The following is a 13,062-nucleotide window of genomic DNA, read 5'->3' as shown; positions in this document are numbered from 1 at the left end:
GGCGCAGCCTATCCCCCCACGCAGGGCCCACCGCCGATCGGCCGGGGTGTCGACCTGTCTACGCGCCGGGGCTACTGAGCAGTACCCTGCGTCCGGATGCCGGGACCGGGGTGCCCCGTCGGTGCCCGGAACCGACGATGGGAACACAGAGAAGGGGCCCGGCGTTGAGCCGAGAGTCCGTCCCCCCCCGTGATCCGCAGGAGTATGTCGTGTCGTTCCCCGCGCTCGTCGAGCCCGCCGCCGAGCTGACCGTCGACGAGGTGCGCCGCTACAGCCGCCACCTCATCATCCCCGACGTCGGCATGACCGGGCAGAAGCGCCTCAAGAACGCCAAGGTGCTGGTGATCGGTGCCGGTGGCCTCGGCTCCCCGGCGCTGCTCTACCTCGCGGCCGCCGGCGTCGGCACCCTCGGCATCGCCGAGTTCGACGAGGTGGACGAGTCCAACCTCCAGCGCCAGGTGATCCACGGCCAGTCCGACGTGGGGCGACCCAAGGCGCAGTCCGCGCGGGACTCCGTCAAGGAGGTCAACCCGCTGGTCGAGGTCGTGCTCCACGAGGGCCGGCTCGACAACGACAACGTGATGGACGTCTTCGCCGGCTACGACCTGATCGTCGACGGGACGGACAACTTCGCGACCCGCTACATGGTCAACGACGCCGCCTACTTCCTGAAGATCCCCTACGTGTGGGGCTCGATCTACCGCTTCGACGGGCAGGCGTCGGTCTTCGCGCCCTCCATGGCCGACGACGCGCCGTGCTACCGCTGCCTCTACCCGGAGCCGCCGCCGCCCGGGATGGTCCCCTCGTGCGCCGAGGGCGGCGTGCTGGGCGTGCTGTGCGCCTCGATCGGCTCGATCCAGGTCAACGAGGCCATCAAGCTGCTCACCGGCATCGGCGACCCGCTGGTGGGCAAGCTGATGATCTACGACGCCCTCGAGATGGAGTACCGCAAGCTCAAGGTGCGCAAGGACCCGAACTGCGCGCTGTGCGGCGACTCCCCGACCGTCGAAGGGCTCATCGACTACGACGCGTTCTGCGGTGCGGTCTCCGACGAGGCCGCCGACGCGGCCGCCGGCTCCACCATCTCGGTCAGCACGCTGGCCTCCATGCTCAAGGAGCGCGAGGAGGGCAGCCGCGACTTCGTCCTGATCGACGTGCGGGAGCCCAACGAGTACGAGATCAACAAGATCCCCGGCTCGGTGCTGATCCCCAAGGGCGAGTTCCTCAACGGCAAGGCGCTGGAGCAGCTGCCCGCCGACAAGCAGGTCGTCCTGCACTGCAAGTCGGGCGTCCGCTCCGCGGAGGCGCTGGCCGTCGTCAAGGGCGCCGGCTTCGCCGACGCCGTCCACGTCGGTGGCGGCGTGGTGGCCTGGGTCAACCAGATCGACCCGAGCCAGCCCTCCTACTGAGCCCCGCTCGTCGCAGCTCCTCACCCCCGTCCCGCATGCCGTGGGACGGGGGTGAGGCGCTCCTCCGGGGAATTTTCTGCTGCCCGGGCCGTGACCTTCTGCCCGGCGGCGCGTTGAGGGGGGTGTCAGCGACGTCATCGTCGTCCCCGCGAGAAGGGAGTCCGTGCGTGATCGTGACCAAGAGCCCGACCCTCCACACCGAGGGTCTGCCTCGCGTCGAGGGCGCCGAACGGCGCTCGCGGCAGTCCTGACACCCGTCTGCTCCGTGCCGGTCCACTGACCGCACGGAGTCCCTGGACCCGCTCCCGAGGCGGGACCGCGACCCCGCCGGCGCTGCAGCCGGCGGGGTCGTCGGTGTCCGTACGGCCCCCGACCGGCATGATGTGCCCATGCTCCTGGACCCTCTCCACCACGTGGTGCCCCCGGTGGCGAGGGCGGTGTGGCGGCCCCGGGTCGAGGGGCTCGAGCACGTGCCGAGGACGGGCGGGGTGATCCTGGCCAGCAACCACCTGAGCTTCGCCGACTCGATGGTGATCCCGGTGGTGGTGCCCCGCCGCGTGGTCTTCCTGGCCAAGGCGGAGTACTTCTCGGGCTCCGGCGTCCGCGGCGCCCTCACCCGGGCGTGGTTCGAGGGCCTCGGCATGCTCCCGGTCGACCGCGACGACTCGCGCGCCGCCCTGGACAGCCTCGATCTCGCGCTCTCGGTGCTCGAGCGGGGTGAGGCGTTCGGCATCTATCCCGAGGGCACCCGCAGCCGCGACGGGCGTCTCTACCGCGGCCGGACCGGGATCGGGCACCTGGCCCTGACCGCGGGGGTCCCGGTGGTGCCGGTCGGACTCCGGGGCACCGAACGGCTCCAGCCCGTCGGCGCCCGCTTCCCCCGGCTGGCGCGGGTCGGCGTGCGGTTCGGTCCGCCCATGGTGTTCACCCCGCGCCCCGGCGTGCCCGCCGGCCGAAGGCGACGCGAGGTCACCGACGAGGTGATGGCCGCGATCGCCGCGCTCAGCGGCCAGGAGCGGGCGGGCGTCTACAACGACCGGGCGAGTGCCGCGGGCTGAGCCGCGCGGGCACCGCCCGCGTCGGCCGGGAACGGTCGCGGCGGTGGAGGCCGCCGCCCTCGCTGTCGTGCTGTCGGTGCCGGCTGCTTGGCTGAGGCCATGAGCAGCTCGCCGCCGCGCACCACCTACCGCCTGGTCCGTCCCGGGCCGGTCGTGGCCGTGCCGGAGCTCGACGAGCACCAGCGCCGGGTGGTGGCGCACCGCGAGGGTCCTCTCCTCGTGCTCGCCGGCCCGGGGACGGGCAAGACGACGACGCTGGTGGAGGCGGTCGTCGACCGCGTCGCGGCGGGTGCCGACCCCGACGGCGTGCTCGCGCTCACCTTCTCCCGCAAGGCGGCCGAGCAGCTCCGCGACCGGATCACCGCGCGGCTGGGCCGCACCACCGCCGCCACCCCCTGCTCGACCTTCCACTCCTTCGCCTACGGCCTGGTGCGCCGGTTCGCCCCCGCCGAGCTCTACGCCGCCCCCCTCCGGCTGCTCTCGGCCCCCGAGCAGGACGTCGTCCTGGCCGAGCTGCTGGCCGACACCCCCGAGGCGGTGCGCTGGCCCGAGTCGCTGGCCGCCGCCGCCCGCACCCGCGGCTTCGCCAAGGAGGTGCACGCGGTCCTGGCCCGAGCCCGGGAGCGGGGCCTGGACCCGGCCGACCTGATGACGCTCGGGCGCGACGAGCGGGCCCCCGAGCTGGTGGCCGCCGGGCTCTTCATGGAGCAGTACCTCGACGTCCTCGGCGACCAGGCCGCCATCGACTACCCCGACCTGATCGCCCGCGCGGTGGTCGAGGCCGAGGCCCACCGCGAGGAGCTGCGGGCCCAGTTCACCCACGTCTTCGTCGACGAGTACCAGGACACCGATCCCAGTCAGGTCGCGCTGCTCCGCGCCCTGGCCGGCGACGGCCGCCGCCTGGTGGTGGTGGGAGACCCCGACCAGTCCATCTACGGCTTCCGGGGCGCCGACGTGCGGGGCATCCTCGACTTCCCCCGCCAGTTCCCCCGCGCCGACGGCCGGCCGGCCGACGTGGTGGCCCTCGGCACCACCCGGCGCTTCGGCTCCCGGCTGCTGACCGCCTCGCGCCGCGTCGCCTCCCAGATCAGCACCACCGGGTCCATCCCGTCGGAGATCTACACCGCCTTCCGCTCCCCGGTCCCGGCGCCCCACGCGCTCGGCCCCGGGCGCGTCGAGGTGACGACCTACGACACCGCCCGGGCCGAGACCGAGCACATCGCCGACCTGCTGCGCCGGGCCCACCTGGAGGACGGCGTCCCCTGGGACGAGATGGCGGTGCTGGTGAGGTCCGGCCGCGCCTCCATCCCCGCCCTGCGGCGCTCGCTCTCCGCCGCCGGGGTGCCGGTGGAGGTGGCCAGCGACGAGACCCCGCTGGTGCGCGAGCCCGCTGTGGTGCCGCTGCTGGAGGCGCTGCGGGTGGTGGTCGACGCCGGGATCGACGACCCCGCCCACCCGGCCCACGTCGGCCCCGACCGGGTCGAGGCCCTGCTCACCTCGCCGCTGTGCGGTCTGGACGCGACGGCCCTGCGCTCGTTGGCCCGCACGCTCCGGGCGGCCCACCCCACCCCCGCACCCTCCCGCGAGCTGCTCCGCCGTGCCGTGCTGGAGCCGGACTTCCTCGCCGGCCTCGACGGCCCGGCGGGTGCCGGCGGGGCCGGCGGCGGGCCAGAGCGCAGCGACCCGCTGCGCGCCGCGGCCCGGCTCGCCCGGCTGGTCGCCCGGGCCCGCGCGGCCCTGGCGTCGGGGGAGACCGTGGAGCAGGTGCTCTGGATCCTCTGGGAGGGGACGACCTGGGGTCGCCGGCTCCGCGCGGCCACCGAGCAGGGCGGTCAGGCGGCCCGGGTCGCGCACCGCGACCTGGATGCGATCTGCGCGCTCTTCGAGACCGCCGCCACCACCGAGGAGCGCAAGGGCCACACCAGTGCCGGCTCCTTCCTGGCCACCCTGGGCGCGCAGGAGATCCCGGCCGACACGCTGGCCGACAGGGGAGTGCGGGGCTCCTCCGTGCGGCTGCTGACCGCCCACCGGTCCAAGGGCCTGGAGTGGCGGCTGGTGGTCGTCGCCCACGTCCAGGAGCGCGGCTGGCCCGACCTGCGCCGCCGCAACTCGTTGCTCCAAGCCGACCGCATCTCCCGCGAGGGCCTGCTGCCGCCGGTCACCACCTCGGCGATGCTGGCCGAGGAGCGCCGCCTCTTCTACGTCGCCTGCACCCGCGCCCGGCAGCGCCTGGTGGTCACCGCGGTGGCCTCGCCCGACGACGAGGGCGAGCAGCCCTCGCGGTTCCTCGGGGAGCTCGGGGTCGACGTCGGTCACCGGGTGGGGCGCCCGGCGCGGCCGCTCTCCATGAACGGCCTGGTCGCCGAGCTGCGCCGCACCCTGGCCGACCCCTCGGAGCCGGAGGCGCTGCGCCAGGCGGCCGCGACCCGGCTCGCCGCCCTGGCGGCGACCCACGTCCGCGGCCGGCCGCTGGCCCCGGCCGCCGACCCGGCCACCTGGTGGGGGCTGCGGGCGCCCAGCCGGGCGTCGGTCCCGCTGCGGCCCGCCGACGCACCGCTGGTCCTCTCGGCCAGCGCGCTGGAGGGGCTGCTCCGCTGTCCCGCCCAGTGGTTCCTCGCCCGCGAGGCGGGGGGAGAGGTGCCCTCGACCGCGAGCCAGGGCTTCGGCCTGGTCGTCCACACCCTCGCCGACCGGATCGCCCGCGGGGAGCTCTCACCGGGCGACGACCTGATGGCGCTGGTCGACGAGGTCTGGGACAGGATGGAGTTCCGCACCCCCTGGTCGGGGCCCCGGGAGCGGGCCCAGGTCGCCGAGGCCCTCCAGCGCTTCGTCGCCTGGCACTCGCGCCCCGACGCGCGCACCCTGCTCGGCACCGAGACCCGGATCACCGCCGACCTGACCCTGCCCGACGGCGAGGCGATCCGGCTGCACGGCTACGCCGACCGCATCGAGCTCGACCACGACGGCCGGGTGGTCGTGGTCGACCTCAAGACCGGCAAGTACCCGCCCACCGGCAACGAGGTCAAGGAGCACGCCCAGCTCGGGCTCTACCAGCTCGCCGTCCGGCACGGGGCCGTCGACCACCTCCTCGGCGGCGAGCAGGCCGAGGTGGGCGGCGCCGAGCTGGTGCAGCTGCGCCACGGGACCACCCTGCCCAAGGTCCAGGCCCAGGAGCCGCAGGAGCCCGACGCGACGGGCGCCACCCTGGTGGAGCACCAGTTGGCCCACGCCGCCCGGCTGGTGCGCTCGGAGGAGCTGGTGGTCCGGCCCGGCAAGCACTGCGAGCGCTGCCCGTTCACCGCGCTGTGTCCCGACAAGACCGCAGGATCGGTGCTCTCATGATCCAGATCACGACGCCCGAGGAGCTGCGGCGGGTGATGAAGGCCGACTTCGCCTTCAGCGACCAGCAGTTCGCGGCGATCACCGCCGAGCTGGAGCCCGCGGTGGTCATCGCCGGGGCCGGGTCCGGCAAGACCACCGTGATGGCGGCCCGGGTCGTCTGGCTGGTGGCCACCGGCCGGGTGGCCCCGCACGAGATCCTGGGCCTGACCTTCACCACCAAGGCGACCGCCGAGCTGGCCGGCCGGATCCGCGAGGCGCTCCGCACGGCGGGGCTGCTCCCGGAGCGCCGGCCGCTGGTGGCCGACGAGGAGGAGGTGGAGGAGCCCACGGTGGCCACCTACCACGCCTACGCCGCCAACCTGCTCTCCGAGCACGGCCTGCGCATCGGGCACGAGCCCGACTCCCGGTTGATCGCCGACGCCTCGCGCTACCAGCTCGCCACCCGAGCGGTGCAACGGCACCGGGGCCCGGTCGTCCACCTCAGCGACTCGCCCAGCCACGTGGTCCAGTGGCTCCTGGCCCTGGACGCGGAGATGAGCGAGCACCTGGTCACCCCCGAGCAGGTGCGCGAGCGCGACGCGCGGGAGCGGGAGCTCTTCGCCGAGGGGATGGCGACCGAGCACCGCAAGACCTACCGCGAGCTCAACGAGAAGGCGATCCTGGCGATCGACCGGCGCGCGGAGCTGCTCGACCTGGTCGAGGGCTACCGGGCCCTCAAGCAGCACCTGGGCCTGATCGACTTCTCCGACCAGATCGCGCTGGCCGCCCGCCTGGCCCGCGAGTGCCCCGAGGTGGGTGTGGCGGAGCGGGCGCGTTTCAAGGTCGTCCTCCTCGACGAGTACCAGGACACCTCGGTGGCGCAGGCGCTGATGCTCAGCCGCCTCTTCTCCGGTCCCGACCCCGACTCGGGCCGCGGCCACCCGGTGACGGCCGTGGGCGACCCCAACCAGGCCATCTACGGCTGGCGCGGCGCCTCGGTCTCCAACATCTTGGAGTTCGGCCGGGACTTCCCGGCGTCGTCGGGGACCACCGCGACCTACCCGCTCACGGTCAACCGCCGCTCCGACGCGCGGATCCTCGAGACGGCCAACGTGCTGGCCGAGGAGCTCTACGCCGCGCGACCCGAGCTGCTCCCGCTCGAGGCCAAGCCGCAGGCCGACCCCGGTGAGGTGGTCGCGGTGGTGCACGAGACCTACGACGCGGAACTGGCCTGGCTGGCCGAGGAGGTCCTCGCCAGTCACCGGGCCATGGACGAGCCCTCCTGGCGGGAGATCGGCGTGCTGACCCGCAGCAACGCCCACGCCGCCGACGTCTTCGACGCCCTCACCGCGCGTGAGATCCCGGTCGAGATCGTGGGCCTGAAGGGTCTGCTCCGGCTGCCCGAGGTGGCCGAGGTCGTGGCCACCCTGGCGCTGGTCTCCGACGCCACCGCGAACTCCTCGCTGCTGACCCTGCTGGCCGGTCCGCGCTGGGCGGTGGGCCCCCGCGACCTGGCCCTGCTGGGTCGGCGCTCGCGTGAGCTGGCCGGCGGGGCACGAGCCCGCGACGCCGGCGAGCCCTCGGTCGAGGAGGAGCTGGCCAGTGCCGCCGAGGGGGCGGACCCGACGGAGATCTCGGCGCTGGGCGACGCGCTCGAGGACCCGGGCGACCTCGACTACTCCCCGCAGGCGCGACAGCGCTTCGGCCTCCTCGCCGCCGAGCTGCGCCGGCTGCGGGCCGCCGCGGGGGAGCCGATCCTGGACCTCGTCCGCCGGATCATCGACATGACCGGGATCGACGTCGAGTTGGCCTCCTCGGTGAGCCCGGCGGCCGCCGCCCGGCGCGACAACCTCGACCTCTTCATCCAGGCGGTGGCGGAGTTCCAGGCCGTCGACGGCAAGGTCACCCTCGCCGCGCTGATGGCCTGGCTCGAGGCCGAGGACGTCTACGGACAGGGGCTCGACGTGGCCACCCCGTCGGAGGCCGACTCGGTCAAGCTGCTCACCGTCCACCGGGCCAAGGGGCTCGAGTGGGACACGGTCTTCCTGGTCGGGGTGACCGACAAGAAGTTCCCCACCAACCAGTCCAGGCCCAGCCACCTGAGCGCCCCCCACGTGCTGCCCAGCGAGCTGCGCGGCGACGCCCGGGACCAGCCCGTGCTCGCCGGCCACACCCCCGAGGACATCAAGGCCCGCACCGCCGCGGCCAAGAAGCACGAAGCCGAGGAGGAGCTGCGCCTGGGCTACGTCGCCTGGACCCGGGCCCGGCACCGCCTCCTCGTCTCCGGCTGGATCTGGCACCCCCGGCTCAAGGGCGCCTGCGGCCCCTCCGGCTACCTGTTGCGCACCCGGGACGCGATCACGGGCTGGGGCGGTGCGGCCCCCGAGTGGCCCGAGCCTCCCGCGAAGGACCAGCCGAGCCCCTACCTGGTGGCGCGCGGCGACCAGCCGTGGCCGATCTCCCACCACACCGCCGAGGTGGACCGCCGCCGGGAGGCGGCCACCCGGGTCCAGGAGGCCACCGACCGGATCATCGCCGGGGTGCCCGACGAGGTGGTCGAGGACGTGCTGGTCCTGGACCGGATCGCCCAGTGGGACGAGGAGATGGGCCGCCTGGTCGCCGAGGCCGAGCGGGAGCGCAGCGACGTGCTCGAGGTCGAGCTCCCCTCCAGCCTGAGCGCGACCTCCCTGGCCCGCCTCCAGGAGGACCCGGCGCTCTTCGCCGCCGAGCTCGCCCGCCCCATGCCTCGCCAGCCCTCGGCCTCCGCCAGGTTCGGCACCCGGTTCCACGCCTGGGTCGAGTCCCGGTTCGGCCAGCAGGGGCTGCTGGACCCGGACGACCTGCCGGGCCGCTTCGACACCGGTATCGACGACGCGGAGGACCTCGCCGAGATCATCGCCAGGTTCGAGTCGGGCCCCTTCGCGGACCGGCCTCCCCACGCCGTCGAGGCCCCTTTCGCCCTGGTGCTGGGCGGTCAGGTGGTGCGCGGCCGGATCGACGCCGTCTTCCGGGAGCCGGACGGCTCCTACCTGCTGGTCGACTGGAAGACCAACCGCTCCCAGACCGCCGACCCCCTCCAGCTCTCCATCTACCGGCAGGCGTGGGTCGAGCTCCACGGGCTCGACCCCTCCCAGGTGCGCGCGGTCTTCCACTACGTCAGGACCGGCGAGACCGTCGCGCCGCCCGAGCTGCTCGACCGGGCGGGGCTCGAGGAGGTCCTGGCCACGACCACGGTCCGCTAGGAGCCCGGGGGAGAGCGGGGAGAGCGGGGAGAGCGGGGGAGACCGGAGGAGAGCGGGGATGGCGAGGCCGGACCGGGCGCCGGGACAGTCCTCGACCCCCGCACTATCCTCGCGGGATGGCCTCCCGTGAGCTCCCGCACGTCGCGCTCTCCGCCCGCGCCCACAACCGGGAGGCGTTGCACCGCACCGACGAGGAATGGCTCGACCGGGCTTGGCGCACGCCCACCACCCGGGTCCTGGTGCTGCGTGGGGCCCGCGTGCGGATGGCCCAGGGCGGCCTGGAGTGGCTCGCGCCGGAGGATGCGCCCGACGGCGTGCGCATCCTGCTCGGCCGCCGCGACGGGGTGACCCGCTTCGCCTTGCTGGCCGAGCCCCGGCCGGAGGAGGAGGGCTGGGTCAGCGCCCGGGATCTGGTCAGTGGCCTGGTCCAGGGCAGCGACGCCCCGGAGGAGGTGCCGTGGCTCTTCCACGCGGTGGGCCTGGCCGAGTGGCACCGGGCCACCCGGTTCTGCCCCCGTTGCGCCGGCCCCCTCGAGGTGCGCTCGGCGGGCCACGAGCTGCGCTGCACCGGCTGCGACCGCCCGCAGTTCCCGCGCACCGACCCCGCGGTGATCATGGCCGTCACCCACGGGGAGGCCGGCGCCGCGGACGAACGGCTGCTGCTCGGCCGTCAGGCCTCCTGGCCGCAGGGCCGGTGGTCGACGCTGGCCGGCTTCTGCGAGCCGGGCGAGACGCTGGAGGACGCGGTGCGCCGCGAGGTCATGGAGGAGGTGGGCGTCCGGGTCGGCCCGGTCGCCTACTTCGGCAGCCAGCCCTGGCCGCTGCCGGCGAGCCTGATGGTCGGCTTCCGGGCGGTCGCGCTGAGCACCTGGATCGACGTCGACGGGGCCGAGATCGCCGAGGCGCGCTGGTTCACCCGCGAGGACCTGCGCCGCGGCCTGCGCAGCGGCGAGGTCCGGGTGCCGGGGTCGGTCTCGATCTCGTCGTCGCTGATCCAGGCGTGGTTCGGCGAGCCCCTGCCCGAGGGCTGGTAGGGCTCAGCCGAGCTCGGCGAGCTTGGCCTTGACCTGGGCCAGCGACGGGTTGGTCTGCGCGGTGCCGTCGGAGTAGACCAGCGTCGGGACCGTCTGGTTGCCGTTGTTGGCCTCCTCGACGATCTTCGCGGCGTCCGGGACCTGCTCGATGTCGACGATCTCGAAGGGGATGCCCTCGCGGTCGAGCTGGCTCTTGAGGCGGTGGCAGTAGCCGCACCAGGGGGTGCTGTACATCGTGAAGCTGCCAGTAGCCATCGGACGGGCTCCTTGTCGGTCGGAGGAGAGGGACGCCGTACGGCGTGCTCGGGGTCGTCGGGACCCCGCCTCGGGTCAACCTACCTGCGGCGTCGCGGATTCCCCCGGAGTGCCCTGTGCCTCCGGAGTGCCCTGTGCACGCGCACGCCGGGGCTGTCGCTGGGGGCGTCTAGGCTCGTGCCCGTCCGATCCACCGTCCCCCAGGAGATGTTCCCGCGTGCCGACCCCCGAGGACCTGCTGGCTCCCCTGGACCCCGAGCAGCGCAGCGTCGCCGAGGCGCTGCGCGGCCCCGTCCGGGTGCTGGCGGGCGCCGGCACCGGCAAGACCCGGGCGATCACCCACCGGATGGCCTACGGCGTGGCCACCGGCACCTACGTGCCGACCGAGGTCCTCGCGGTCACCTTCACCACCCGGGCGGCGGGGGAGATGCGCGGCCGCCTGCGCACCCTCGGCGCCGCCGGGATCCAGGCGCGGACGTTCCACTCCGCGGCGCTGCGCCAGCTGCGCTTCTTCTGGCCCCGGGTGCACGGGCGCGAGCTGCCCGCCCTGATCGAGTCCAAGCTCGGGCTGCTGGCGACCGCGGCCCGCCGGCAGCGGCTGAGCCCCAACCAGGCGCTGCTGCGCGACCTCGCCTCCGAGATCGAGTGGGCCAAGGTCAGCAACGTCTCGGCCGACGACTACCCCCGCACCGCGCCGCGGAGGGGCCGGCAGGTCGGCGACCTGACCCCCGAGGTGGTGGCCCACGTCTACGAGGCCTACGAGGAGGTCAAGCGCGGTCACGGCCGGATGGACATGGAGGACGTGCTGCTGCTGACCGCCGGGATGCTCGCCGAGGACGAGCGGGTGGCCGCGCAGGTGCGCCGCCAGTACAAGTGGTTCGTGGTCGACGAGTTCCAGGACGTCTCGCCCCTCCAGTACGCGCTGCTCGACCTGTGGCTCGGTGGCCGCGACGAGCTCTGCGTCGTCGGCGACCCCGCCCAGACCATCTACTCCTTCGCCGGCGCCAACGCCGACTACCTGCGTGACTTCGGCTCCCGCTTCCCCCAGACCACCTCGGTGGAGCTGGTCCGCAACTACCGCTCCACCCCGCAGATCGTCTCGGCGGCCAACGCGCTCCTGTCCGGCACGCCCAGCAAGGGGGTCGACCTGCTCGCGCAGCGACCCGCCGGGCCGGCCGTCGCGTGCTCGTCCCACCCCGACGAGGTCGCCGAGGCGTCCGCGGTCGCCGAGTCGATCTCCCGGGTCCTCGCCTCGGGGACGCCGGCCAGCGAGGTGGCGGTATTGATGCGGATCAACGCCCAGTCCGAGGCCTTCGAGGACGCCCTGGCGGCCAGGGGCGTGCCCTACGTGGTCCGGGGCGCGGCGCGGTTCTTCGACCGGGCCGAGGTGCGTCAGGCCGTCACGCTGCTGCGCGGCACGGCTCGCGCCGGGGCGTCTGAGCCCGGCGACATGGTGGAGGTGGTCCGGGCCACCCTGTCGGGGATGGGGTGGTCCGCCGAGGCGCCGACCGCCCGGGGCCAGACCCGCGACCGTTGGGAGTCCCTCCAGGCGCTGGTCGACCAGGCCGTGGAGTTCGCCGGCCAGCAAGGTCCCGACCTCGGTGCCTTCGTCGACGACCTCGACCGCAGGGCCAGCGAGCAGCACGCCCCGGTCGCCGAGGGGGTCACGATCGCCACCCTGCACACCGCCAAGGGCCTGGAGTGGGACGTCGTCTTCCTGGTGGGCCTGGTCGAGGGCACGCTGCCGATCGTCTACGCCCAGTCGCCCGCCGAGGTGGAGGAGGAGCGCCGCCTGCTCTACGTGGGGGTGACCCGCGCCCGGCGCGAGCTCTTCCTCAGCTGGGCGCAGGCACGCAATCCCGGCGGGCGTGCCAGCCGCCGTCGCTCGCGGTTCCTCGACAAGGTGGTGGGTCCCGACGCGGGCGCCGAGGGTGCAGCCGCGGGCGCGAGCCCGAAGTCGCGCAAGCCCCGCAAGGCGCTGCACTGTCGCGAGTGCGGACGCCCGCTCTCCAACGCGGCGGAGAAGAAGGTCGGGCGCTGCGGGGACTGTCCCGCCTCCTACGACGAGGAGCTCTTCGAGGCACTGCGCGAGTGGCGCCGCGGGCGTGCCAGCGAGGACGAGGTCCCGGCCTACGTCGTCTTCACCGACGCCACCCTCCAGCTCATCGCCGAGAAGCGCCCCGCCAACGACGCCGAGCTCCTCGCCATCGCCGGGGTCGGGGCCAAGAAGATCGAGGCCTACGGCGCCGAGCTGCGGGCCCTGCTCTCCTGAGCTCCTCGGGAGCGTTCCTGGGCCTGCGTGGGTGCGAGTTGCCGCGCGGATAAATCTCGGGAAAGACCCATTAAATCGATTGCCCATTACGCGGGGCGGCGGCTAAGTTTACTCGTCGTACCCAGAAGACGCGCTCACGACCCTGGCCGGGTCGGCGCCCCGAGGCACTGAAGGAGGTGGACCGCATGGACAAGAACATTCGCACGATGACGGCCCACGCGCCGTCCTTCGGCATGCCCGCCCACGCCTCCGTGGCCGCTTCCTGCGGCACCGGTGTCGACGTTCGTGATCGCCAGTTCCTCGGCGGCACCACGTGGGCGATCGACGCCGTCGTGGCGAACGCCGTCGTGCGTGCCATCCCGGGGATCACCGCCTGGAGACCACCGATCTGTTGAGTCACTCGACAGCCGGCATCTCCAGGCCGCGGATCCCCACCCGGGATCCGCGGCCTTTCTGTTTCTCGCGGACCCG

The 13,062-nt window shown here is 74.1% G+C and carries 8 protein-coding genes; 7 read left to right on the top strand and 1 reads right to left on the bottom strand.

Translation table 11 applies throughout. The annotated features are described in order from the left end of the window. Positions 1-209 precede the first annotated feature (209 nt). The 5 genes from moeZ (at position 210) to nudC (ending at position 10,064) form a co-directional block, all read left to right on the top strand. Entirely contained in the window at positions 210-1,409 is a 1,200-nt protein-coding gene (gene moeZ, locus AC4BG9_RS00780; protein ID WP_490569175.1) for an adenylyltransferase/sulfurtransferase MoeZ, read from the top strand. 389 nt (positions 1,410-1,798) lie between these two features. Beyond that, entirely contained in the window at positions 1,799-2,467 is a 669-nt protein-coding gene (locus AC4BG9_RS00775; RefSeq protein ID WP_490569174.1) for a lysophospholipid acyltransferase family protein, read from the top strand. Positions 2,468-2,566: 99 nt separating this feature from the next. Continuing rightward, the gene (locus tag AC4BG9_RS00770; RefSeq protein WP_490569173.1) at positions 2,567-5,809 is read left to right on the top strand and encodes an ATP-dependent helicase; all 3,243 of its coding nucleotides are present in this window, start codon (positions 2,567-2,569) and stop codon (positions 5,807-5,809) included. Then, complete coding sequence (locus AC4BG9_RS00765; protein ID WP_490569172.1) at positions 5,806-9,030, top strand: ATP-dependent helicase; 3,225 nt, start codon at positions 5,806-5,808, stop codon at positions 9,028-9,030. Before AC4BG9_RS00770 ends, AC4BG9_RS00765 begins: the two co-directional genes overlap by 4 nt. Before the next feature lie 116 nt (positions 9,031-9,146). After that, entirely contained in the window at positions 9,147-10,064 is a 918-nt protein-coding gene (gene nudC / locus AC4BG9_RS00760) for an NAD(+) diphosphatase (protein WP_490569171.1), read from the top strand. A 3-nt stretch (positions 10,065-10,067) separates the two neighbouring features. Here nudC and AC4BG9_RS00755 read toward each other — a convergent pair whose 3' ends face one another. Beyond that, positions 10,068-10,319, bottom strand: coding sequence for a mycoredoxin (locus AC4BG9_RS00755; RefSeq protein WP_489964980.1), 252 nt, complete (start codon positions 10,317-10,319; stop codon positions 10,068-10,070). A gap of 217 nt (positions 10,320-10,536) precedes the next feature. Between AC4BG9_RS00755 and AC4BG9_RS00750 the strand changes: the two genes are divergently transcribed. Next, positions 10,537-12,591 (top strand): ATP-dependent DNA helicase UvrD2, encoded by a 2,055-nt coding sequence (locus AC4BG9_RS00750; protein ID WP_490569170.1) that lies wholly within the window; start codon positions 10,537-10,539, stop codon positions 12,589-12,591. A 176-nt stretch (positions 12,592-12,767) separates the two neighbouring features. Then, positions 12,768-12,986 (top strand): hypothetical protein, encoded by a 219-nt coding sequence (locus AC4BG9_RS00745; RefSeq protein ID WP_490569169.1) that lies wholly within the window; start codon positions 12,768-12,770, stop codon positions 12,984-12,986. Positions 12,987-13,062 lie beyond the last annotated feature (76 nt).

The sequence above is a fragment of the Nocardioides sp. Z40_12 genome, from assembly GCF_058215795.1.
This window is presented reverse-complemented; position numbering and strand designations above follow the sequence as displayed.